This is a genomic window from Bacillus sp. B2-WWTP-C-10-Post-4 (assembly GCF_009183805.1).
GTDB lineage: Bacteria > Bacillota > Bacilli > Bacillales > Bacillaceae_G > Bacillus_A > Bacillus_A cereus.
Window position 1 is genome coordinate 39,356 of the sequence record NZ_WEII01000005.1, and the last position, 24,360, is coordinate 63,715.

Below are 24,360 nucleotides of genomic sequence, written 5' to 3' on the forward strand. Positions count from 1 at the left end.
TAGAAATATTGACTCAAAGTGCTAACGAGATATAATAAAACCTAGATATACCTTTCAAAAAGAAGAATACATATTTATAGGATGAAAAAATTCAACCTATTATTTTTTATAGCTTTTAGAAAACGCTTACAATTGGTGTGGAGGGGAAACCATGTCTAAGTTCACAAAGTATTTTTTAATGGAAGCTAAAGATGTGATTGCATATGTGAAAGAGAAATTATCTAAGTTTGAACATGCAAAGGGGCTAAAGTGTAAAGAAATAGGTGATGGCAATTTAAATTATGTGTTCCGCGTTTGGGATGAAAAAGAGAACATCTCTGTCATCGTAAAGCAAGCTGGGGATACAGCTCGCATTTCAGATGAGTTTAAGTTGTCGACGAATCGTATTCGCATAGAATCAGATGTTTTGCAGTTAGAGGATGAGTTAGCACCTGGACTTGTTCCTAAGGTGTATTTATTTGATAGTGTGATGAACTGTTGCGTAATGGAAGATTTATCGGATCACACAATATTACGTACAGCACTTATAAATCATCAAATATTTCCGCAGCTTGCTGACGACTTAACTACTTTTATGGTAAATACACTTTTATTAACATCTGATGTTGTAATGAATCATAAAGAGAAGAAGGAACTTGTGAAGAATTATATAAATCCTGAATTATGTGAGATTACAGAGGACCTCGTATATTCAGAACCATTTACAAATCATAATAAGCGTAATGAGTTATTTCCTTTAAATGAGGGATGGATTAGGGAGCATATTTATAGTGATAAAGAGCTTCGTATGGAAGTAGCGAAACGTAAATTTTCTTTTATGACGAATGCACAGGCATTGCTTCATGGTGATTTACATACTGGTTCTGTTTTTGTAAGAGATGATTCTACAAAGGTTATTGATCCTGAGTTTGCTTTTTATGGACCTATGGGATATGACGTTGGGAATGTAATGGCGAATTTAATGTTTGCTTGGGTGAATGCAGATGCAACGATGCCACCTGGAGCTGAGAAAGATACGTATATGGATTGGTTACAAACTACGATGGTAGAGGTAATTGATTTATTTAAGAAGAAGTTTTTAGATGGTTGGGATATTCATGTGACCGAGATTATGGCGAAGGAAGAAGGCTTTAACGAAGTATATTTACAATCTGTATTAGAGGATACAGCTGCAGTGACAGGTCTTGAATTAATCCGCCGTATTGTTGGATTAGCGAAAGTAAAAGATATTACTTGTATTGAGAATGAGGAAGCACGTGCTAGAGCGGAGCGAATTTGTCTTAAAGTAGCGAAGAGTTTTATTTTACGAGCGAATCAATATAGAACAGGTACAAGTTTTGTAGAAACGTTAAAAGAACAGTCAATGCACTACGCGGAGTAAGGGGAGAATATGATGGAAGAGCAATTAATACCAATTCAGTGGAAAGATGATGCTTTAGTTTTGTTAGATCAAACGTTATTACCGAATGAAATTGCCTATGAATCATTTAAAACAGCTGAAAGTGTGTGGGATGCCATTCAAGTAATGAAAGTACGAGGTGCACCAGCGATTGGTGTTTCAGCAGCTTATGGAGTGTATTTAGGGGTAAAGGAATTTGCTGAAAGTACGGAAGAAGGATTTATGGATGAAGTAAGAAAGGTATGTACATACTTGGCGACATCAAGACCGACTGCAGTAAATTTATTTTGGGCACTTGAAAGAATGGAAAGTGTAGCGGCAGATAATATTCATTTATCAATCTCACAGTTGAAAGATAGATTACTAGAAGAGGCAAAAGAAATTCATAGAGAAGATGAAGAAATTAACCGTCAAATTGGAGAACATGCATTAACATTATTCCATGATGGAATGGGAGTATTAACACATTGTAATGCTGGTGCGTTAGCGACGACTAAGTATGGTACTGCGACGGCTCCAATGTACTTAGCAAAAGAAAAAGGATGGGACTTAAAAATCTTTTCGGATGAAACACGTCCAAGATTACAAGGGTCAACGTTAACGGCATTAGAACTACAGCGAGCGGGAATTGATGTTACTGTCATTACGGATAATATGGCAGCTATGGTCATGTCACAAGGGAAGATTGACGCTGTAATTGTTGGATGCGACCGTGTGGCAGCGAACGGTGATATAGCAAATAAAATTGGAACATTAGGCGTATCTATTTTAGCGAAATACTACAACATTCCGTTTTATGTAGCAGCGCCAACGCCGACAATCGACTTGAAAACACCGACAGGAAAAGAAATTCCCATCGAGGAAAGAGATGCTTCTGAAGTGATTAATCGCTTCGGACAATATTCTGCTCCGAAAGAAAGTAAAGTATATAATCCAGCATTTGATGTTACTCCACATGAAAATGTAACAGCGGTTATTACAGAAAAAGGGATTGTAAAGGCACCGTTTACGGAGAATTTAAAAAAGCTATTTCAATAAATAGATAAATATAAAAGTCAGTCATCATAAGCTTCATACTTAGGGGGATGTATATGTTATTACAAAAAGAAAGAGAAGAAATTGTAGCGTATGGAAAGAAAATGATTTCTAGTGGTTTAACAAAGGGAACGGGCGGTAATATTAGTATCTTTAATCGTGAACAAGGTCTTGTTGCGATTAGCCCAAGTGGTTTAGAGTATTATGAAACAAAGCCTGAAGATGTAGTTATATTAAACTTAGATGGTGAAGTAGTAGAAGGAGAGAGAAAACCATCAAGTGAATTAGATATGCACCTTATTTACTATAGGAAGCGTGAAGATATAAATGCGCTTGTGCATACACACTCTCCTTACGCGAAGACGATTGCGTCATTAGGATGGGAGCTTCCGGCTGTGTCGTATTTAATTGCTTTCGCAGGACCGAATGTGCGCTGTGCACCGTATGAAACATTTGGTACGAAGCAATTAGCAGAGGCTGCTTTTGAAGGCATGATTGATCGCCGTGCTGTTTTACTTGCGAACCACGGTTTAATTGCAGGTGCAAATAATATAAAAATGGCATTTACCGTTGCGGAAGAAATTGAGTTTTGTGCACAAATTTATTATCAAACGAAAAGCGTCGGAGAACCGAAGTTATTGCCAGAAGATGAAATGGAGAATTTGGCGAAGAAGTTTGAAGGGTATGGGCAGCAGTAGAATGAAACAAAGACACCCTCAAGAAAAGATCTTGAGGGTGTCTTTTAAGCTTTTTTAAGCAACAAATACATAAAGTAAGGAGCCCCAATTAAAGCAACGACAATACCTGCTGGGATGCCATTAGGATCAACGATATTTCTTCCAATTGTATCTGCTAATAATAATAGCCATCCGCCGATTAAAAGGGCGATAGGCATGAAGATTTGATGTCTTGGACCTACTAAAGATTTCGCGATATGAGGAGCCATTAATCCGATAAAGCTAATTCCTCCTGTTACGGAAACAGCTGCAGCTGCAAGTGCAACGGCTGCAACTAATAAGTATCTGCGTTCTTTTTCAATTTCAATTCCAACGCCGATTGCGACTGGTTCGTTTAATGCTAAAATGTTTAATCGATTTGCTTTATAGAAAATAAATGGAATGAATACGATTAACCATGGGAGCATTGCTAAAACGAATATCCAGTCATCTCCCCAAATATTTCCGGCAATCCATTTTGAAATAAAGTCTACTTTCATACGATCCGCGGATGAAATAAGGACAATCATCGTTCCAGATAGTGCAAATGCAAAACCGATACCGGTTAATGTTAATCGGATTGGTTGAAGTCCAGTTGATTTACTATATGAAAATACGTAAATTAGAACAGCTGTCAGAAATGCTCCGATAAATCCAACTACAGGTAGTAAGTAGAGAAATGAACCTACATCTATTGGAAAGTATAAAAAGAAAATAGCAACAGCAACACCGGCCCCAGAGTTAATACCAAGAATACCAGGTTCAGCTAAATCATTTCGAGTAATTCCTTGAAGAATAGCTCCTGATAAAGCGAGAGCCATACCAGCTAATAATGTAATGACAATTCTAGGTAGCCTTAAAGAGTATAAAACAAACTCCTCTTTAAAAGTCCCTTGCCCCATTAATGTTGGGAGTAGTCGATCATAAGATAAAGATGCTGAACCAAGTCCCATTCCAACTACAATGGTTGTGATGATTACTATAAGTAAAGTGAGTATAATGAGACGCTGTTTTCTTAAAATAGATTGCATCATGAGAATGTTTTTCCTCCTTTACGTACAATGAATAGGAAGAATGGTAACCCTACAATCGCGACAATTGCTGCAACTGGTGTTTCGTATGGAGCGTTAATAGTACGTCCGATTGTATCTGCAAGTAGCATAAAGGAAGCTCCAGCAATTGCTGACATCGGTATAACAAATCGGTAATCTGGACCGACAATTGGGCGTACCATGTGAGGTACCATTAAGCCGATAAATGCCATATTTCCAACAAGCGCTACAGATGCACCTGCAAGTAAGATAATAATGATAAATAAAATAGTTTTAATAACAATAATTTTTTGACCTAGTCCAATAGCCACTTCCTCACTGAAACTAAGAACTGTCAATTTTTTTGCTAGTAAGATAGCGATAAAGATACTAATTGAAATGACTGGAATAATAATTTTTAATTGGTTCCAAGTTGTTCCAATTACGCCACCAGCAGTCCAAAGTGATACATCTTGTGAAATTTTAAAGTAAATGCCGATTCCTTCTGAAATTGCGAGTAGAAATGCTGAAACTGCAGCACCCGCTAATACAATTCGAAGAGGAGAAAGGCCGCCTTTTTTCACCATACCAATTCCAAATACCATAATTGCGCCAATTGCAGCACCGATAAAGCAAGCTAATGTTAAGTAAAGATAGCTGATGGAAGGGTTGAAAGCAAGTGTCAGTGCAAGTGCAGCATTTGCTCCACCAGATAGCCCTAGTAATCCAGGATCTGCAAGTGGATTTCGTGTTAATCCTTGCATAATTGCTCCAGAAACGGCTAATCCAGCTCCTACAAAAATAGCAGCAACTTCACGTGGTAAACGTATTTCTCGAATAATAGATATTTTGTCTCCTTTAGCGGAGGAAGTGAGTGCTGACCATACATCTTTTATCGAAGTATCTGCAGCACCTAATACCATTGCAACCATAAAAATAAGAAAGAATGCAATTAAGCTTAAAATTAGTTTGTATGTAAAAGCTATAGAACGTGGATTGTCATGATCTTTTGTCATTCGTTTCACATCTTTTCTGTTCATAGAATAAAGGAAGAGGAATTCTTAAATTAAGAATTCCTCATGTTTGTATTATTTACCAAGAAAGCTCTTCTTGAAGAAGTCTAGTTGGAAATCTAATGTAAGTGGATCATTAAAATAGAATTCCATCATGTTTGCTTCATATACGCGATTATTTTTTACTGCTGGGATGTTTTTATATGATTCTGTCTCTTGGAATGAGTTATCAGTATCTTTATTTTTACTTACGATTAAGTAATCACCAGCAAATTCAGGTAATACCTCAGTAGATAATGCGTAGTAACCTTCTTTTAATGCTTTTTCTTTTACTTTTTCAGGCATTTTTAATTTCATTTCTTGGTACAGAATTTCTGTTCCGCGGCCCCAGTTCTCGCCGTATACATAAAGCTGTTTGTTGAAGTTTTCTACAACAGAAACTGTAGCATCTTCACCGATTTTTGCTTTAATTTCTTTACCAGCTTCTTGTGCACGTTTCTTGAAGTCATCAACCCAAGTTTTTGCTTCTTTTTCTTTGTTTAATAATTTACCGATTTCTAAATGCTGTGTTAAGTAATCAACTTTTCCGTAAGTGTATGTTACAGTAGGCGCGATTTTCTTTAACTTATCGACATTTTTAATATTTGATAAACCGATGATTAAATCTGGATTTAGTTCAGCGATTTTTTCAACATTTTCATCTGATACTTCAGCAACATCTTTAAGTTTGCTATCAAAACGTGGGTTTTGTTTAGACCATGAATCTACCCCAACAAGATTTACTCCTAATGACATTACGTTACCAGCGAATGATGATAATACAACAACGCGTTTTGGATTTGCAGGAACCTCTACTTTTTTACCATCTTCAGATTGGTATGTAATTGTTTCTGATTTGCTACCTTTTGCATCGTCCTTTTTGTCTGTAGAGCTATTGCTACAAGCACTCATAACAAGAACGAAAAGAACTGTTAGTGAAATAAATAACTTTTTCATCGTCTTTCTCCTTTAACATAGATGATATGTGTATACAATAATTTGTTTAACTGTAATCTTTTTGAAATAGTAGTGGTAATGCAAAATAATTTATTAAAAATCTTGAATATGAGATTTTATAATATAGTAATAACTATATTAATGAAAGAAGATGTAATCTCAAATTTGCTAATTATTAACAAAATGATAATGATTATCACTATTGATTCTTTAAATAATATAATTTTATATAGGTGTATTGTCAATAGTAATTTTGATTGTAAATTTTGCGGAAACAGGTTATATTTTATTGAGAATGATAATCAATGATTAATAGCTGAGGAGTGAGCACGAATGAATCGAGAAGAATTGTTTGATGTAACCGTGATAGGCGGAGGACCTGCAGGGCTTTATTCAGCTTTTTATAGTGGACTCAGAGAAATGAAAACGAAAATAATAGAATTTCAACCACATTTAGGTGGAAAAATACATGTGTATCCGGAAAAGATGATTTGGGATGTAGGAGGACTATTACCAGTTACAGGTGATAAGTTAATTGAACAACTTGTACAGCAAGGGTTAACATTTAAGCCAGAAGTTGTATTAGATACAAAAGTAGAATCGATTATTCGTAATCAAGATGGTACTTTTACATTAAAAACAAGTACTGGCGAAGAACACTTTTCAAAAACAGTTATCGTCGCAACAGGAAGTGGTATATTGAAACCGCAAAAGTTATCTATTGAAGGTGCTGAGCGATTTGAAGTATCGAATTTAAATTATACAGTTAAATCTTTAAAGCGTTTCAAAGGTAAAACAGTTATTATTTCCGGTGGAGGCAATTCTGCTGTTGATTGGGCAAATGAATTGGAACCAATTGCGAAAAAAGTGTATGTAACGTATAGAAAAGAAGAATTATCTGGTCATGAAGCACAAGTAAAACAACTTATGAACAGCTCGGCGGAGTGTTTCTTTAATACATCGATTACAAAATTAATTGCTGGTGATAATCATGAAGCAATCGAATATGTAGAATTAACAAATCATGAAACAGGTGAGGTTTCTCATTTACCTATTGATGAAGTTATTATTAATCATGGATATGAACGCGACATTACATTATTAGAAAATAGTGAGTTAGACGTTGCAATTATAGATAATTATTATATTGCAGGTAATGCAAATAGTGAGTCTTCAGTAGATGGATTATATGCTGCTGGAGATATTTTAAAGCACGAAGGGAAACTACACTTAATTGCAGGTGCATTCCAAGATGCGGGAAATGCTGTGAATAAAGCAAAACAATTTATCCAACCAGATGCAAGTGAGTATGGAATGGTTTCTTCTCATAATGAAGTATTTAAGAAGAGAAATCGCGAACTGATTAAGCAGATGATGAAATAATAAGGAACAAGTATACCCCCACGTATTTCTCTATTCAAATGGATGAGAGATGTACGTGGGGGTTTTCCTGTTTACTATATTTTCTATCATTATAATGACACCGGTTTCATCAGTTCATATGATATGAACATTTTATTGGTAAAGCATCCTAGAAAACAATTTAGCTATGTTTTGCTTACGCAGAACATGGCTAAATTACGCTGTCCCTTTAGCGCGTTCATTAGGAAATGGCATATTTAGTATAGAAGCAATATACTGTTTTCCATGCATTCGAGCTAATGATTCTAATATTTGGCGAACACGTTTTGTAAGATGACCTTGTTTTTTGATGGCTTCACAATATGCGTCATAGAAGGCATATTTAGCCCAAAGGAAATCATCTTGTTGGAATAAGAAGTGATTTTTGTACCATTCACCAATTGTATGATAACAATTGTTTTCATGTATTGCTGTGCTTTGAGAAAGAAAACGATCAGATAAAGATACATTCAAATGAGAAATTGTGTTTTCTGTTTCAACTTGTAGTGTTTTTTCTAACATTGTAATGATGTGACGAGTAGCCATATGTTAACTCTCCTTTGTGTAAATGGGTAATACCATTCTATATTTAAAAAATTCTTACTATATAATACTATACAATATATGGAATGCATCTACCTGCTTTTTGAACTGCATTTACAAAATCTTTTTTATTTGTTTACAAAAATAAAGTAAGATACAGTATAGATGAAAAAATAATAAAGGAATGAACGCATTGTATATAACAGTAGAAGAGACTGCGGAGTATTTGAATTTATCAAAATCGTATATTGAAGAGTTAATTCAGCAAAAGAAAATTCGTGCGCTATTCGATGGAGAGCAATATTTAGTAAATAAAGAACAATTTAATACACATTTAGAACAAATGGAGAAATATAAGCAATTAGTGGAAGAAATATTGAACGAACCAATTCCAGAAGATATGGATGTTAAAGACGAAGATTAAACTATGGAAAATCCCTTATGAAGATATGCAGAAATGTATATTCATAAGGGATTTTTTGTTTGAAGATATCAAAAACATAAGGAGTTCTTAGCCTTTCTTCAAATTTTGATAGGTAGTAGTCTACCATGTTAAAAGCATATTTTTTTCTAGCTAGGACAAACATAGAGAACGTAACCTGTACAGATACATATACTATCAGTGCAAAAGCTTATAAATTAATGGAAGGGGTTTTCTCGTGAGTTTATTTCATTGTGATTTTCTGAAAGACTTAATTGGATCTTTTGTGAGAGTAAACAGGGGTGGTCCAGAATCTCAAAAAGGGACAATAGTCGCTGTATGTTCGGATTACTTTGTATTAAAGAATGAAAAAGGAGAGCTCTATTACTATCAGATTCGTCATCTGAAAAGTATTACAAAAAATGCGAAAGATTGTAAAGCAGATGATTGCAGATGGTTGGAATGTGAATGTGAAGATGACTTTGAAAAGTTACTTCAAAGCTTCAAATATTGCTGGGTGAAAATTAATCGTGGTGGCCCAGAGAAAGTTGAAGGTATTTTACAAGATGTTTCTTGTGAATTTGTGACACTAATTGTAAAAGAAGAAGTTATATTAGTTGCAGTATCTCATATTAAGAGTGTAACAGTACCTTGTAGAGAGAGCGAAGAAAGCGAAAGTGAAAGCGAAAGTGAAAGTAATAATTCAGGTCGAGCTCGCGCACAAAGACAGTCAAGAAGAGGAAGATAATAAGAAAGGAGGATATAAATTTGGAAAGTATATTATGCTGTGAACAAATTAAAGGCTTAGTCGGTGAGACTGTAAAAGTAAATCTTCGTGGACCAGAGAGTCGAGTGGGGGTACTTGTATCGTTAGGAAGAGATTACCTTACATTACAACTTCCTCTTGGTGAATTAGTATATTACCAATTGAAACATGTGAAAAGTCTAGTTAAGAAAGTGAAAGAAAGTAAATGTGGCGATGGCTATGTTTCATGTTTCTGCTCTGATGATGATACTTTTGTCGATGTATTACGTGACTTGAAGTATAAGTGGGTAAAGATTAATCGTGGCGGCCCAGAGTGTGTAGAAGGCTTGTTAAGTGAAGTGCATGAAGAATGTATTACGCTAGTAAACGGTGATGAAGTTATTTATATCATTAATTATCATATTAAGAGTGTGAGTCAAGTAGTGAAATGTAAAAAGAATGAAGATGAATAATGTTTAATAAATAAGAGGGGCATTATGAGGGAAAGAGAAGAACAATTTCTTATTTCGATAGTATGAAAAGGAATTACTTACTATTAAGACAGAACATTGCCCTGATTATTTTTTTGAAACGGAAGATAGGAAAGCTGAAATTCATAGGAAGGAGGATATAGATGAATGAGTTAAACAAAAGTATTGGGGAAAATATATATGTTAAATTAATCGGTGAAAAAAGGTTTAAAGGTATATTAATAGACGTAGGAAATGACATTATTGTTCTTTACAATGGACAAGACTATGTATATATATCTTTATATCATGTACAATACTATAAATTTTTAAGACCACACGACGAAGACATACTAAAACCAGATGTTGATTCTGTAATTAAGAGGGAATCCCCTTCAATTTCTTTGAGAAAAGTATTAAGTACTTCTAAAGGGATTTTTACAGAAGTTTATGTAGCAGGAAATGCTCCAATACATGGTTATGTTACAAGTGTGATGAACGACTATATTGTTTTTTATAGTCCGGTTTATAAAACGGTATATATATCTTTAAAGCATTTAAAATGGTTAATTCCGTATAAAGAAAACCAAGTACCGTATGCCCTCAATAAAAATGAACTCCCCGTAAATCCGTTAAATATTACATTAGCTAGAACATTTGAAGAACAGCTTATTAAAATGACTGGGAAAATTATGGTGTTTGATTTAGGTGAGGAGTCCAATAAAATTGGAAAAATGGCGAAAATTGATGAAGGTCATATTGAAATATCAAAAGCACGTGATGCAAAAATGTATGTGAATATTCAACATGTAAAATCCGTCCATTGTCCGTAGATTAGTTGGAAGGGCTGACTTTTTCTTTTATATGCAGAAGAAAAGGTCGAGCCTATTTGTTTTAGTTTAATTTGAAGATGAGGGGAAAAATGAATTGAATATAAACATAGTATAGTGTGATTTTTTAAAAGGTAACTTTGCACTAACTTATAAAAATTGTGTACGAGCTATCTTTTTATGTATTCAATTTATTTTTTGAGGAGGAGTTGCTCAACTAATTTATTAAAGGGGTTTTGTTCGTGGAGCAGTTTCCGAATTCGGTATCAATTACATTGCTTGGTAGTGCTGGTGGAGCAGCAAAAGCAGTTTTAGCAATTTTAAATCAAGCGATAGCAAATGAAAAAGATCCAATTTATGAAGTATTAAAGAATGCCAAATTTCATTTAGTGGATATAAAACAAAAAGATAGGACTTATTATGATGAGTTGTTTTCGAATTTGAAAGGTCAATTATATTTATATGAGATAAACCTTCAAAATGTAGTGGAATTTAAACAACATTTAAAAGAAAAAAGTACGAGTGTTGTGATTGATGTTTCAGGGGCAGATACAATTAGAGTATTAAGCTGCTGTAATGAATTAGGAATTTGTTATATTAATTCAGCCTTGGAAAATGAAGCAGTAGATCAGGACGACAGCTTAATCGGCTTTCAGCTTACGGAAAGATATACAAGGTTTGAGAAGGAGAAAGAGAAATTTACAAATACAAAAGCGATTATAGGTTCAGGTATGAATCCAGGTGTTGTTCAATGGATGGTTGTTGAGCTTATGAAGGAACGACCAAATGAAAGGCCAAGAGCATGTTATATTGTAGAACATGACACGTCGTTTTTGCATGATACAGCACTTATAAAGCCACATACACTTTATGCTTCATGGGCAGTAGAGCGATTTTTAGATGAAGCAATCTGGAGTTATCCGATGTATATGAGTCATCATCGTCCTCTTTACTTTTATGAAGATGTATATGCTTCAGAGTATAAAGTGAAGTTAGGAGAAAAAGAATTCTATGGTTGTTTAATGCCACATGAGGAAGTATTAATTTTAGGGAAAAACTTCAATATGGAAGTTGGTTTTCTTTACCGAATTAATGAGTATACAACAAATATAATTAGACAGAACTTAGATCAAGTAGAAGATTTATGGAACTGGAATCGTAAAGTGTTTAATCCAGCGGAAGAAGAGGTTGCTGGAGAGGACTTGGTTGGTGTGTTACTCGTTTATGAAAATAGTGAGACATATATGTATAATGTGATGAATAGTAGCCAAGTTTTTCGTAAATATAAAACGAATGCAACGTATTTTCAGGTAGGGTGCGGAATTTATGCGGGCTTGTCTAGTTTACTTTTAGATCAATTTGAACAAGGTGCTTATTACGTCGAGGAGTTGTTATTAAATACAGAAAGTAAGTACGGTGAGTATTTAAATTTATATATGAAGGATTTTGTAATAGGGCATAATAATTTTACTGATGGATTGTTACATGATAGGGTAAGGTGGATGTAAGTTGTTACTAAAAGGAAGGAGAGATCTCCTTCCTTTTAGTATTATAAGGTTAAATATTGCCCTGAAAGCAATTTCATACTTATACTTTAAGGAGATAAAAATGAAAGTTTTTTGTATCGATCAAGGGGAGTTTTTATATGAACAAATACAAGAGCTTGATTTATGAAGAAAGAAGAGCCTTAAAGGTATTTATATTATTATTTTATATTATATTCTTTTTATATGACGCTATATATTATTTTGTATATCCTGCTATGAATATTAGTGGAACAGCGGTAGGGTGGCCAGAAGGTGGTCTTGGGATAGGTGTGCCTATATTTGTAATAGCATTATTTCCTATTTCTATATATCTTCAAAAAAGAGGGTATGTATATTCTGTAAAATATTTATTTTTATTTGGATACATGTTTATCAATCTTGTTAATAATTTAATGATTTATTTGCGAACGGATAGACCTTTTGAACATGGTAGTATGGTAGAAATGCTGTTAATTTTATTTGCCCCAGTTTTCGTGAATAGAAAATACTTTTATTTAGTTTCCTTTAGTGTAATTGGAAAGTACGTATTTTTCACATTGCTATTACAAGATTTAAAAGTGATAATTCCACTTGTTTTATGTGTATTTTATTTCATTATTTCACATTCTTTATTAAAACGATTTCAATCTTATGTAAGAACAGTGGTTGAAATGATGAACAATATGAAAGAGACGGAAAATTTAGCTGTGATTGGGACTATGTCTACAACAATTGCCCATGAAATTCGAAATCCACTAACAGCGTTAAAAGGGTTTACGCAAATGCAAAAAGAAAGAAATCCAACTGATACGATGAGCTACGACATTATGCTACAAGAAATTGAAAGGGTTAATGGATTTGTTAGTGAATTGATGTTGTTAGGGAAACCAAAGCCAACAAATTATGAAAGGTGTAATATACGAGACACCCTTCTATATGTTGTGCATCTAATGGAAAGTTATGCAACGCAATATAGAGTTAAATGTAATTTACAAGTAGATGGAAATCTACCGGCTATAAACGGTGATGATAAGCAATTAAAACAAGTGTTATTAAATATCATTAAAAATGGAATAGAATCAATGCCAGAGGGTGGAGAAATTCATATCCGTGCATATCAAAAAACGCAAGGACATTTGTGTATTTCTGTTGAAGACCAAGGATGTGGTATAGAGAATGAGAAGTTAGAAAAAATCGGCAAGGCGTTTTACACAACAAAGGAGAATGGTACAGGACTTGGATTAATGATTACATATAAAATTATTAAGGAACATCAAGGGAGTATCACGATCCAAAGTAGTCTAGGAGTAGGAACGAAAGTAGAAATTTTTCTGCCGACCGTTTAATGTATTTGAGAAAAGATTTTTCAGAAAAGTGTTCTTGTTGTGTAAATATAAACATTTTATAAAATGTTTCAAGAAGGGTTTTTTTTATAAAATACTTCGTTTATAATGGAGGAAAATATCGACATGAGATTGATTGCTCATGTAACGGTTCAGTAGTGTTATGAAAAGATAAGAAGGGGTGCACGCGCATCCTTTTTTCTATGCAGATATTATGAAAGAGGTGGTATGATGGAATTAACATTAAATTCGACTGTATGTTTACACACGATTCAATTTCGAAAAGAGCAAAAGAATTATACTGTAAAAGACACAATTACAGGAGAAAAGTATGAAATGCCGCCACTTTGGATTGATGCATTGGCAATGATGCGTGACGGTTTTTTATTGGGGGAAATTGAGGAGAAATTAAAAGAAGAGTATCCATCCGAAGAAGTGAATATGTTAGCATTCACGAAGCAACTGTTAGAACTAGAACTTGTTGAAATGGTAGATGGGGAAGAAATAGCTTGTACAAAGAAGAAAGAGAAGGATTATTTAGCTTGGTTACGTCCTCATGTTGAGCAATTCTTTCTTAATTTAAATAAAAAAAATAGAAGCAAAGGTCAATGATGATCTTTGCTTTTTTGTATAGTTTGTTTAAAAAATTACAGCAAATGCTCTTGCAAAAGCACCGTCGCTATCTTTAATTTTTAAAGGTGCTGCTGAGAAGAAGAAACGTTTCGTGTGAATGGCATCTAAGTTTGTTAAGTTTTCGATTAAATAAATATTATTCCCAAGTAGTATGTGATGAATTGGTGATGTTGCTGTCGTTACCTCATCAGGAGAAATAAAATCTAAACCGACAGATTTTACTTTTAATTGTACTAGTTCCTCGGCTAATTCTTCAGAAAGATAAAAAGCTTCTTTCTCATACGCCTCCGTGTTCCATTTAGTAGATAGATTGGAATGGAAAATAACAATATCTCCTTCTTTTATATCAGCATCGTGCAGTACTTCTTTAGGTAGTTTTCGTTCTTGTACATGAGTTACATCAATAAGAACAGCTTCACCTACAAATTGATCCAGCGGTAATTGATCGATGGTCGTTGCGCCTGAAATAAAATGCGCAGGAGCATCACAATGCGTGCCAACATGAACGACAGAATGAAAATCTGTAACTTGATAGCCTGATTCTTCAACACTTGTAACAGCTTCTAGTTGTATTTTAGGTGTTCCAGGAAATTGAGACATATTATTTTCAAATGTTTGCGATAAATCAATTACTTTCATTTTACATACCTCCAATATATGTTTTTCAAATAATAAAAAGCTCATCCTTCAGTATCAAGAAAGATGAGCTTTACATGCTAATTGAGTTTTATCTTCCAAAATGCAATGCATTTTGCAGGAATTAGCACCTATTCAGTTCGTATAAACTGAGGTTGCTGGGCTTCAAAGGGCCAGTCCCTCTGCCTCTCTTGATAAAGAAGTATTCAGTTTCGGAATCTTAATTTTCTGATAGTTAAATTGTAATTCATTTCCTTTTTATGTGCAATACAAAATAGGTATTCACCCAAATAAAGCCGCTCGCATATTGTAGCTTATGTAAATAGAATGCTGCGAAGGAGTGAGTGCAGTGACAGGAAATGTATTAAATTATTATGCTGGTGGTAATACAGCTAGGGGATTTCACAATTTATACGAAGAGAATTTAAAAGGATTAGACAGATTATTTATCTTAAAGGGTGGTCCAGGAACGGGAAAATCTTCTTTAATAAAGGCAATAGGTCGTGAATGGGTTGGAAAAGGATATGATATTGAATTTTTACATTGTTCTTCTGACAATAAATCGGTTGATGGTGTAATTATCCCACAATTAAAAGTAGGAATTGTTGATGGGACATCACCGCATGTTATTGAGCCAAAAATGCCAGGAGTTGTTGAAGAGTATATAAATTTAGGAATTGCTTGGGACTCAGATAAACTAAGAAAGCAGAAGTTAGAAATTGAAAGATTTGTTTCAGAAGCAAGCAAAGCTTTTCAGTCTGCTTACGCACGTTTTAAAGAGGCATTGGTTATACATGATGAGTGGGAGAAGATATATATTGATAATATAAATTTTAATAAAGCAAATGAACTAACCGATCAGCTAATCCAGAAATTATTTGCAGATAAAAGCGGGAGACAATCGCTTGTCAAACATCGTTTTTTAGGAGCTGCAACACCGAAAGGAGCAGTTGACTTTGTTCCTAATTTAACAGAAGGGTTACCACATCGTTATTTTATAAAAGGCCGCCCAGGCTCTGGAAAATCAACGATGCTCAAAAAGTTAGCTAAGGCAGCTGAAGAAAAAGGATTTGAAGTTGAAGTATATCATTGCGGATTTGACCCGCATAGTCTTGATATGGTTATCGTAAGAGAATTAGGCTTTGCAATTTTTGATAGCACCGCACCGCATGAATATTTTCCAAGTCGTGAGGGTGATGAAATTATTGATATGTATGCCCTTATTGTTACGCCAGGGACTGATGAGAAATATGCGAAGGAAATTCGTGATGTTTCCATTCAGTATAAAGCAAAAATGAATGAGGCAATGTCTTTCTTAGCGAAAGCAAAATCGGTTCGTGATAAATTAGAACGAATTTATATTGCTGCTATGGATTTTTCAATAGTAGATGCATATAAAGAGGAGATTCAAAAAGAGTTTGAACGAATTGCTGCTACTGTAATCGAAAAGCAACAATAGAAGTTTTATTAGGCTGTCAGTAATTTCTGACAGTTTTTTTAGTATGTAGTAAAATTAATAGTGTATTGTCGAATTTCCAAGGAAATAATCAAAAAATGGAGATGTTATGAAATGAGAGAGAAAATCGAGTTGGAGTTAGAAAGAATTGAAAAAGAGAATGATGTAAAAATTTTATTTGCGGTGGAATCAGGGAGTCGTGCTTGGGGATTTCCATCGAAAGATAGCGATTATGATGTTAGGTTTGTTTATATACATCCGGTAGAATGGTATTTATCAATTCATGACAAACGTGATGTAATTGAATATCCAATTAGTGATGATTTAGATATAAGTGGTTGGGATATTAAAAAGGCGTTGCAACTATTCGCGAAGTCGAACCCAGCTTTACTTGAGTGGATTCGATCACCAATTTTTTATTCGAAAAACTCTAATTTTCCAGAACTACTTCAACAGATGAGTGAGAAGAATTTTGATCCAAAAGCAACGATATATCATTATTTACATATGGCGTCGAAAAATTATCGTGAATTTTTGCAAGGTGAGAATGTAAAGCTGAAAAAGTACTTTTATGTATTACGTCCTATTTTAGCTTGTAAGTGGCTAGAAGAGAAAGCAACTTTACCACCTGTAGAATTTGATCGATTGATTACAGAATTACCATTAGAACGTAGTGTGTTAGATGAGATTGAAAAGTTGTTAATAAAGAAAAAAGCAGGTACTGAATTAGATGTTGGATTGAAAATTAAGGTGCTAAATCAATTTTTAGAAGAACAAATTCATTACTATGGGCAATATGTAAAAGGAATTGAAAAGGGATCAGGGATCGATATTGAAATTTTAAATACACTATTTCGAGACATGCTGTTTGGAGCATATGAAAAAGAGCACAAGTAAGTTTGTGCTCTTTTTATTTTGTAGGAATGAAGAAAACAGATATAGCTGCGATAAGACCTGCAAAGGAGAATAAGTAAAAATTCCATGCTAAGTCATATTGCATTGTCATAATAATACCGATGAGAATAGGGCCAGCAATTGCACCAACTCGGCCAAGTCCCAGTCCCCAGCCTAAGGAGGTAGCTCGGATATGTGATGGGAAGTATTGTGTTACATATGCATTTAATATTTGAGTAATACCGACCGATCCAATACCAGCAAGGCCAATTAAAAGATAAATGATTGTAACAGATGGCTTAATTGTTAATAGTCCGATACATATGGCTGCCATAAGATAAGAGATGCTAATAACAATTTTTGCGCCTATACGATCAGCAATTGCTCCAGCGAATAACGCACCAACAGCTGCGGTAATATTTAGCATAAGTAGAAAAGACAGACTAGATCCAAGAGGATATCCCGCCTGGCGCATCATCTGTGGTAACCAAGTATTTAAACCGTATATTAAAAACATTCCCATTATATAAGTGATCCAAAAAAGTAGTGTTGCTTTTATGTATTCTTTTGAGAATAAAGTAAAAAATCCATTTTTCTTTCGTATAGTAGATGGAGCTTGATGAGTTTTATTTTTTACATGAAATTCAATTTGAAAACGATTAAGAATTTGGTTCACTTCTTCTTGGCGATTACGTGATAATAAAAATTGAATGGACTCAGGTAAATAGCGAATAATGAAAGGAATGAGGAGTAGTGGAATCATTCCGATACCAAACATAATTCTCCATCCGAAATCTTCTAACATAAACATAGACAAAATAGCACCTAATACGATACCTAAAGGATAGCCAGTAAACATAAGAGCATAAATAAAAGATTGCCTTTTTTTTGGTGAATATTCAACAGTAAGTGCTGAAGCCGTTGGGATAACACCGCCTAATCCGATTCCTCCTATAAATCGAGATAATCCAAATAACTCAGGAGAAGAAGCGATAGCCGCTAAACCCATTGTGATAGAAAAAAGTGCTAAACAGCATATAAGCGTCCATTTACGCCCAATTAGATCTGTAATCGTTCCAACTAGAATAGCCCCAATAAACATCCCAAATAAAGCATAGCTTGCAATTGTACCAGCGTGCGCTGGTGATAGCGCCCAGCTTTTGTCTTCTAGGAGCTTTGGTAGAACGGCACCGTAAATACCTAAATCATATCCATCAGCTAAAATGGCTAGCCAACAAATAAAAACAACAAGTTTTGTAATAGAGCTTGAAAAGATAGTTTCTGTAGATTCTAGATGAGGTGGAGCTGAAGGTTGCATAATATTCACCCCTTTTAATTTGTAGATGAATATATTATTTTATTTAATGTTAATATTTCCCTCCCTGTGTCGAAATTTATCTGAAAAGATTTTATAACAAATAAAGAAGTTCAACCGTAATTCTGTTGAACTTCTTTATTTGTTTACTCATTATCAACTCGTTTTAACGGTTGATCTGCTGGGCCTTCAAGAACGTCTCCCTCAATTGAAAAACGAGAACCATGGCAAGGGCAATCCCAAGTACAATCACCATTATTCCATTCAACTTCACAGCCGAGATGTGTACAAGTTGTATCGACGATATGTAATTTTCCTTCTTTGTCCTTATAAGCACCTGCTCGTTTACCGTTAACATGTACGACAGATCCTTCACCAACTTCGAGATCTTCTGGCTTACGTAATGCGGTTTCAATCTTACCTTCAATTAAATGTTTCGCAACATCAATGTTTTGGGAGAGGAACGTTTTTATATCTGGATTTGCATGGAAGCGTGATGGTGCATACAGTTCTTTATAGGGACTGTGGACTTTTAGGATGGAGTCCTTCAGTAGGTGAGCGGCAGCAGTTCCAGTTGTCATGCCCCATTTGCGATATCCAGTTGCAACAAAGATATTTGGATTTCTTTCGTTAATATGTCCGATATAAGGAAGCTTATCTAGAGTGATTAAATCTTGTGCTGACCATCTATAAGGAACTTCGTCTATTCCAAAAGTTGCTTCAGCAAAAGAATAAAGTGCTTCGTAATGAAGCATCGTATTTATTCCTTGTCCTGTTTTATGACTCTCTCCGCCAATCAAAATTAATTTTTCTCCATTGTTTGTTATATAGCGTAAGGAGCGCTTTGGATCATCAATACTTAAATACATGCCACCTGGATAATCCGTTTTTGCTTTTATTGCAAGAGCGTAGGAGCGTTCTGCGTACATTCGCGTAAAGAAAAAGCTATTTGCATCATAAAAAGGAAAATGTGAACAAGAGACGACATATTCACAAGTGATATGATGGCCCTCTTTTGTAATTATTTGTGGATGATCTCCCTTTTCCACATCCATAGCTGTTGTTTGTTCGTAGAGCTTTCCGCCCATCTCCACAAACTTTTCTAAAAGTGTTTTTAAATAAAGAAGGGGATGGAATTGTGCTTGATTTTTCATTATAAGCGCAGATTGTACTGGAATAGGAATCGATAGAGATTGAACATAGTCACAAGGTATATTTAATTTTTGATAAGCTTCATATTCTTTCGATAAATTTCTTAATCCGTTATCGGTAGTTGTATATAAATATGAATCTTCATTTGAGAAATTACAGTCGATTTTATATGTTTGAACAGTTTCATTTATGAATTGTAGAGCCTGATTATTTGATTCATAGTAAAGCCCGGCCTTTTCTACACCGAAATGGTTTATTAATTCATCATAAATAAGATCATGTTGTGCTGTTACTTTCGCTGTTGTATGCCCAGTCGTTCCGTTTAAAATACGACCAGAATCAATTAAAACAACATCGATGCCTTCTTTTGCAAGTAAATAGGCAGTAGTAATACCTGTAATACCAGCACCGATAATAGCAACTTTTGTCTTTATATTTTCGGATAAACGAGGGAAAGTAGGAAGCTGAGTAGATTCAATCCAATAAGATAGCGGCAGTTGTGGAAATGTATCACTTGTCATTGCGGAAACCTCCTGATTTTAGAACAATTTTCCTTTTAATATTTCCATATTATATGAAATTTATGTGTGTTGTTTTAGAAGTAGTCTATTTTTATTAAAAGAGGTTATAAATTATTTTAATATAATTAATTAGGTGGGGCATTATGAAGTAGTGGGATTTATATAAAACTAAATTCAAGTGATTCTGTTTGTTGATTACATAGGGAGTTATTGAATGAGATAGAGTCTATGGCTTTTAAGAAAATGTCTATATATAGTGGGTAAATCCTTATGGAATCTATACATTTTCTTTAGTGAAATAAAGTATGATTATAAAAATATAACCACCTTTTATTACTAGGTCATAAAAGGTGTTGACAATATAGAAATTCTATTGTTATGATTCATCATGTGGAAAGGTTGATAGAGAGTAAAAAGAGAAATGTTTTTCATTGATAATAAAAGCGAAAAATAAGTGACGATAGAGTGAGTATATTTTCCTTATAATAGATGCTTTTTGGATCATCTAGTAAAATCAATCTGGAAGCAAGAATTGATATATGTAAGTTGCGCAAGGCGCGGCATAAGAAAGGAGCAAAAGGATGAAGGAGCTTCATACGTTTGGGTGGTATGCAGCACGTGTATCACCACATTTGCCGAAAAAAGCATTTAAACCAGTGCCTACTCGTTTATTTGGTGGACTGGCTTATTTGCTTGTGGCATTGGCGGGGTTAATATCGATTGGTGTATTTGAATTGAATGTGTGGGCGAATCTAGGAATTGCGATTGTTCTTGGATTATGTTTTGCTTCACTTGGATTTTTAGGGCATGAAATTTTACATGGAACTGTTGTAAGAAAGGCATGGCTTCGTGACTTCTTAGGCGCGATTGCATTTATGCCATTATCAACAGGGCCAAAGCTTTGGAGAAAGTGGCATAATGCAACGCATCATGTTCATACACAGCATGAAGAGAATGATCCGGATGCATGGCCGACACTTGAGAAACTTAAGAAGAGTAAGTTTTTGAGTTGGGTATATCGTATGCCTTTACATGTACGTTCATTCTTTAGTTTTCTGTCACTAACAATTCAATTTACATTGCATTCGACTCGAATGTTCTTTCATTTTATAAAAGAGTTCAAGTCATCCAATCAAAAATCTGTATGGCTTCAACTTCTTTTGCCTTGGACAGTTTGGATTAGTTTATTGTTTATTATGGGACCTGGAAAATGGTTATTTGCATATGTCATTCCGTTGTTAATTGCTAACTTTATTGTAATGGCATATATCGCAACAAATCACCGCTTAAATCCAATTGTTCCAGTAAATGATCCGTTAGCAAACTGTTTGTCAGTAACAGTGCCGCGCTGGGTAGACGTTTTACATTTCAATTTCTCATATCATACAGAACATCATCTGTTTCCTGCTATGAGTTCTAAATACTATCCGTTAGTAAAAGAGAAGATTAAAGAAATGTGGCCGGAACGCTATCATGAGATGCCGATGACAAAAGCTTTGGCAGCGCTATGGAATACACCACGTGTGTATTATCAAGGAAGTGAATTAGTGGATCCGCATAGAGAGCATTTCTATGGTTCTTTAGGAAATGGACTAGATCCTCATAATATTTCATATCGTGAGGAACATATAGAGGAAGAAAAGAGTATTAAAAAAGTAAATCAGTAAAAATTAATATATTTTTGCAATGAAAAAGCAAGCCATCTCAGGCTTGCTTTTTCTTATAAAGAAACTTCCTTTTTGTTCTTTTTATGGAATTGGACGGAGTTAGTTTCTTTTCGTTGTAGTCGTTTTTCTAAGAGATTAACAAAATAAGTAAATAGAAGAACAAGTACGAGATAGTATACACCAACGATTATGTAAGTATCTAATTGTTGGAAGTTACCTGCTGCAATTGATAAACCTGATCCCCATAACTCGGACAGTCCTACGTAAGCGACAAGTGAAGAGTCTTTTAATCCGATAATAAATTGGTTTCCTAGAGGAGGAAGAGACAGACGAAATGCTTGTGGTAATATAATCCGGCGCATAGCTAAAGGGTAAGGCATACCTAAGGAGCGAGCGGCTTCCAATTGTCCCCGGTCGACGGATTGAATGGATCCTCGGAAAATTTCCGTAATATATGCACCGTTATGAATTGCTAAAGCGATTGCTCCTGCCCAAAAAGGGGAGAAAACAATGACAGATGTAATGCCAAAATAGAGAATTGCGATTTGAACGATTAAAGGTGTACCACGAATAATAGCAATATAGATATGAGCAATGCTATTTAAAACTTTGTTATTCGAGATCCGAAAGAAAGCAAATAATAATCCAATTAATGAACCGAGTACTAGGGAGGTTAATGTTAATTGTAATGTGACAATAGTAGCTTTTAAGAGTGTGGGATAGGTAGAGATAAAAATTTCAAACATGCGTTTCACCTCATATTGTATAGATTTTAGTAGAGAATGAAATGCCCCACATAAAATGAACATTTAATCAGTGGGGCACTGTTTATGAATCTTTTGAATGGCTAACTTACTTCGTTTTTTCCTCTTCACCGAGAATATTACGCCCGAACCATTTTTTACTGATCTTTTCATACGTACCATCTTTAATGATTTCATCTAACGCTTTATTTACTTTCTCAACCATTTCTTTATCATCTTTGCGAATAGCAATTCCCATTTCATCAAGATTTAATGGTTTTCCGGCTTCTTTTATATTTGATTTTCCTTCTTTTATCATACGTAGACCAACCATTTGATCCGTAATTACTGCGTCAACACGCCCAGGCTCTAAATCCATAAGAGCAGTAATATCGCTGTCATATTCAGTGATTTGATCTGTATATTTTGCAACAAGATTTTTAAAGGTACTAGCTTTTACAACACCAATTTTCTTACCTTTTAAATCTTCTGGAGAAGAGATAGCGTTATTCTTTTTAGCTACAAAAATTTGGGCGCCAGAGCGATAGTACGGATTTGAGAAACTAACAGCTTTTAAGCGCTCCTCTGTAATTGCCATACTACCCAGTATTACATCATATTTCTTCGCTTGAAGACCTTGAATCAGCGTTTCCCATGGGTTTGTAACTGGCGTAGCCTTCATGTTCATCTTTTTAGCAAGAGCTTCACCGATTTCTACATCAAAACCGACAAGTTTGCCGTCATTTTCTTTATAGTTAAAAGGTTTGTATAATCCACTCATCGCATAGCGAAATTCTTTTTCACCATTTGTTGAAGTAGTAGAGCTTTCTTTGCTACAAGCTCCTAGTATGAAAGATGTACATAGTGTAATGCTAGCAACAATGGTTAATAGTTTTCTTTTCATAAAACCCCTCCTATATATTGATCATACGGATGGTTTTTTAGTATGTTATTGAAATATTTTATTTGGATGATTAGTTGTGCACCGTATGAATGTATTCTTTTTCGTTCGAAACAAAAGTTACATTATAAAACGTTGCGTAAAAATTGTTTTGCCCGTTCATGTGATGGAGCTGAAAAGAATTGTGCTGGCGGAGCATCTTCTACAATCTTTCCATCATCCATAAAGATGACGCGATCAGCTACATCTCTTGCGAAATTCATTTCATGAGTAACAATAACCATTGTCATCCCTTCTTCAGCAAGTTCTTTCATAACTTGCAATACTTCTCCAACAAGTTCAGGGTCTAAAGCTGAGGTAGGCTCATCAAATAGCATAATCTTAGGGCTCATTGCAAGAGCTCGTGCAATGGCAATGCGCTGTTTTTGACCACCTGAAAGAAGATGAGGAGTTACATCTGCTTTATCTTGAAGGCCGACTTTTTGGAGAAGTTGAGTTCCAATATCCTTTGCATTTGCTTTCTCTAATTTTTTTACGTGAATAGGTGCTTCTATGATGTTTTCTAGTGAGGTCATATGAGGAAAGAGGTTAAAGTGCTGAAAAACCATACCGACATTTTCACGGACTTTATTTAAATTTGAATGCTTTGGATCAATTCGCTCACCTTGTAAGTGAATTTCGCCTTCATCGTACATTTCTAAAAAGTTAAGACAGCGAAGTAATGTACTTTTACCAGAACCACTGGCACCAATTAAAACAACAACTTCTTTTTCTTTTACTTCTAAATCAATTCCTTTTAACACATCAAGTGAACCGAATGATTTTACTAGATTTCGAACTTGAATCATACAAAACCCCCAGTTAAAAATATATTTTACAAATGTTGCCCCTTATTTCTGTTATTAGTCACAAATTGTCAGAATCCTTTATTTTTTTCGTGCAATTTGATATTCAAAGAAATAATTTTTTTAAA

24 protein-coding genes and 1 riboswitch are annotated in these 24,360 nt (G+C 34.6%); of the genes, 14 read left to right on the forward strand and 10 right to left on the reverse strand.

Annotated elements, in window-relative coordinates:
- Window positions 1–151 precede the first annotated feature (151 nt).
- The 3 genes from mtnK to GBN78_RS04640 are packed head-to-tail and all read left to right on the forward strand — an operon-like array spanning window position 152 to window position 3,132.
- Window positions 152–1,381 (forward strand): S-methyl-5-thioribose kinase, encoded by a 1,230-nt coding sequence (mtnK, locus tag GBN78_RS04630; RefSeq protein WP_044584083.1) that lies wholly within the window; start codon window positions 152–154, stop codon window positions 1,379–1,381.
- 9 nt (window positions 1,382–1,390) lie between these two features.
- Window positions 1,391–2,437 carry an S-methyl-5-thioribose-1-phosphate isomerase gene (gene mtnA / locus GBN78_RS04635; protein WP_152127004.1) on the forward strand — a complete coding sequence of 349 codons (1,047 nt, stop codon included), beginning with the start codon at window positions 1,391–1,393 and terminating at the stop codon, window positions 2,435–2,437.
- A gap of 53 nt (window positions 2,438–2,490) precedes the next feature.
- The gene (locus tag GBN78_RS04640) at window positions 2,491–3,132 is read left to right on the forward strand and encodes an L-fuculose-phosphate aldolase (RefSeq protein WP_000926558.1); all 642 of its coding nucleotides are present in this window, start codon (window positions 2,491–2,493) and stop codon (window positions 3,130–3,132) included.
- Window positions 3,133–3,176: 44 nt separating this feature from the next.
- Here GBN78_RS04640 and GBN78_RS04645 read toward each other — a convergent pair whose 3' ends face one another.
- Genes GBN78_RS04645 through GBN78_RS04655 form a run of 3 tightly spaced genes read right to left on the reverse strand, consistent with a single transcriptional unit; the run spans window position 3,177 to window position 6,190 of the window.
- Complete coding sequence (locus GBN78_RS04645; RefSeq protein ID WP_000983758.1) at window positions 3,177–4,184, reverse strand: FecCD family ABC transporter permease; 1,008 nt, start codon at window positions 4,182–4,184, stop codon at window positions 3,177–3,179.
- Window positions 4,181–5,221 (reverse strand): FecCD family ABC transporter permease, encoded by a 1,041-nt coding sequence (locus GBN78_RS04650; RefSeq protein ID WP_001998969.1) that lies wholly within the window; start codon window positions 5,219–5,221, stop codon window positions 4,181–4,183. The genes GBN78_RS04645 and GBN78_RS04650 overlap by 4 nt, the downstream gene beginning before the upstream one ends.
- 48 nt (window positions 5,222–5,269) lie before the next feature.
- The gene (locus GBN78_RS04655) at window positions 5,270–6,190 is read right to left on the reverse strand and encodes an iron-hydroxamate ABC transporter substrate-binding protein (protein ID WP_000732591.1); all 921 of its coding nucleotides are present in this window, start codon (window positions 6,188–6,190) and stop codon (window positions 5,270–5,272) included.
- 333 nt (window positions 6,191–6,523) lie between these two features.
- Here GBN78_RS04655 and GBN78_RS04665 point away from each other — a divergent pair, with 333 nt between their 5' ends.
- Complete coding sequence (locus GBN78_RS04665; RefSeq protein ID WP_001078268.1) at window positions 6,524–7,573, forward strand: NAD(P)/FAD-dependent oxidoreductase; 1,050 nt, start codon at window positions 6,524–6,526, stop codon at window positions 7,571–7,573.
- A 195-nt stretch (window positions 7,574–7,768) separates the two neighbouring features.
- Here GBN78_RS04665 and GBN78_RS04675 read toward each other — a convergent pair whose 3' ends face one another.
- Window positions 7,769–8,137 carry a hypothetical protein gene (locus GBN78_RS04675; RefSeq protein ID WP_000235475.1) on the reverse strand — a complete coding sequence of 123 codons (369 nt, stop codon included), beginning with the start codon at window positions 8,135–8,137 and terminating at the stop codon, window positions 7,769–7,771.
- 181 nt (window positions 8,138–8,318) lie between these two features.
- On the opposite strand from GBN78_RS04675, the gene GBN78_RS04680 reads away from it, so the two are divergent.
- From GBN78_RS04680 to GBN78_RS04710, 7 genes are all read left to right on the forward strand, one after another.
- Entirely contained in the window at window positions 8,319–8,558 is a 240-nt protein-coding gene (locus GBN78_RS04680; RefSeq protein WP_002004306.1) for a helix-turn-helix domain-containing protein, read from the forward strand.
- Window positions 8,559–8,793: 235 nt separating this feature from the next.
- Entirely contained in the window at window positions 8,794–9,303 is a 510-nt protein-coding gene (locus GBN78_RS04685) for a hypothetical protein (protein WP_000051534.1), read from the forward strand.
- A 20-nt stretch (window positions 9,304–9,323) separates the two neighbouring features.
- On the forward strand, window positions 9,324–9,773 hold the full coding sequence (locus tag GBN78_RS04690; RefSeq protein ID WP_000443836.1) for a hypothetical protein: 450 nt from the start codon (window positions 9,324–9,326) through the stop codon (window positions 9,771–9,773).
- Window positions 9,774–9,934: 161 nt separating this feature from the next.
- Window positions 9,935–10,603, forward strand: a complete 669-nt coding sequence (locus GBN78_RS04695) for an LSm family protein (RefSeq protein ID WP_001004268.1) — start codon at window positions 9,935–9,937, stop codon at window positions 10,601–10,603.
- A 239-nt stretch (window positions 10,604–10,842) separates the two neighbouring features.
- On the forward strand, window positions 10,843–12,108 hold the full coding sequence (locus GBN78_RS04700) for a hypothetical protein (RefSeq protein WP_000434756.1): 1,266 nt from the start codon (window positions 10,843–10,845) through the stop codon (window positions 12,106–12,108).
- A gap of 137 nt (window positions 12,109–12,245) precedes the next feature.
- Window positions 12,246–13,472 carry an ATP-binding protein gene (locus GBN78_RS04705; protein ID WP_001046094.1) on the forward strand — a complete coding sequence of 409 codons (1,227 nt, stop codon included), beginning with the start codon at window positions 12,246–12,248 and terminating at the stop codon, window positions 13,470–13,472.
- Window positions 13,473–13,700: 228 nt separating this feature from the next.
- Window positions 13,701–14,081: a hypothetical protein gene (locus GBN78_RS04710; RefSeq protein WP_000424119.1), complete on the forward strand. Its 381-nt coding sequence runs from the start codon at window positions 13,701–13,703 to the stop codon at window positions 14,079–14,081.
- Window positions 14,082–14,108: 27 nt separating this feature from the next.
- On the opposite strand, the gene GBN78_RS04715 is transcribed toward GBN78_RS04710, so the two are convergent.
- Window positions 14,109–14,741: a cyclase family protein gene (locus GBN78_RS04715; RefSeq protein ID WP_000862982.1), complete on the reverse strand. Its 633-nt coding sequence runs from the start codon at window positions 14,739–14,741 to the stop codon at window positions 14,109–14,111.
- Window positions 14,742–14,826: 85 nt separating this feature from the next.
- Window positions 14,827–14,939, reverse strand: a riboswitch (SAM riboswitch).
- 148 nt (window positions 14,940–15,087) lie between these two features.
- Here GBN78_RS04715 and GBN78_RS04720 point away from each other — a divergent pair.
- Together GBN78_RS04720 and GBN78_RS04725 are read left to right on the forward strand one after the other, a co-directional pair.
- A complete protein-coding gene (locus tag GBN78_RS04720) occupies window positions 15,088–16,197 on the forward strand; it encodes a PRK06851 family protein (protein ID WP_000147488.1) in 1,110 nt (369 codons plus the stop codon).
- Between the two features lie 111 nt (window positions 16,198–16,308).
- The gene (locus GBN78_RS04725) at window positions 16,309–17,091 is read left to right on the forward strand and encodes a nucleotidyltransferase domain-containing protein (protein ID WP_001208233.1); all 783 of its coding nucleotides are present in this window, start codon (window positions 16,309–16,311) and stop codon (window positions 17,089–17,091) included.
- 13 nt (window positions 17,092–17,104) lie between these two features.
- Here the strand turns inward: GBN78_RS04725 and GBN78_RS04730 are convergent, their stop codons facing one another.
- Window positions 17,105–18,406: an MFS transporter gene (locus GBN78_RS04730; protein WP_001183092.1), complete on the reverse strand. Its 1,302-nt coding sequence runs from the start codon at window positions 18,404–18,406 to the stop codon at window positions 17,105–17,107.
- A 143-nt stretch (window positions 18,407–18,549) separates the two neighbouring features.
- Entirely contained in the window at window positions 18,550–20,076 is a 1,527-nt protein-coding gene (locus GBN78_RS04735; RefSeq protein ID WP_000199992.1) for an FAD-dependent oxidoreductase, read from the reverse strand.
- Window positions 20,077–20,657: 581 nt separating this feature from the next.
- Here GBN78_RS04735 and desB point away from each other — a divergent pair.
- Window positions 20,658–21,743 (forward strand): Delta(10) desaturase DesB, encoded by a 1,086-nt coding sequence (gene desB / locus GBN78_RS04740; RefSeq protein ID WP_000661226.1) that lies wholly within the window; start codon window positions 20,658–20,660, stop codon window positions 21,741–21,743.
- Window positions 21,744–21,796: 53 nt separating this feature from the next.
- On the opposite strand, the gene GBN78_RS04745 is transcribed toward desB, so the two are convergent.
- From GBN78_RS04745 to GBN78_RS04755, 3 genes are all read right to left on the reverse strand, one after another.
- Window positions 21,797–22,552 (reverse strand): amino acid ABC transporter permease, encoded by a 756-nt coding sequence (locus GBN78_RS04745; protein WP_002004337.1) that lies wholly within the window; start codon window positions 22,550–22,552, stop codon window positions 21,797–21,799.
- A 43-nt stretch (window positions 22,553–22,595) separates the two neighbouring features.
- Window positions 22,596–23,390: an ABC transporter substrate-binding protein gene (locus GBN78_RS04750; RefSeq protein ID WP_000823768.1), complete on the reverse strand. Its 795-nt coding sequence runs from the start codon at window positions 23,388–23,390 to the stop codon at window positions 22,596–22,598.
- A gap of 122 nt (window positions 23,391–23,512) precedes the next feature.
- On the reverse strand, window positions 23,513–24,235 hold the full coding sequence (locus GBN78_RS04755) for an amino acid ABC transporter ATP-binding protein (RefSeq protein WP_000616925.1): 723 nt from the start codon (window positions 24,233–24,235) through the stop codon (window positions 23,513–23,515).
- Window positions 24,236–24,360 lie beyond the last annotated feature (125 nt).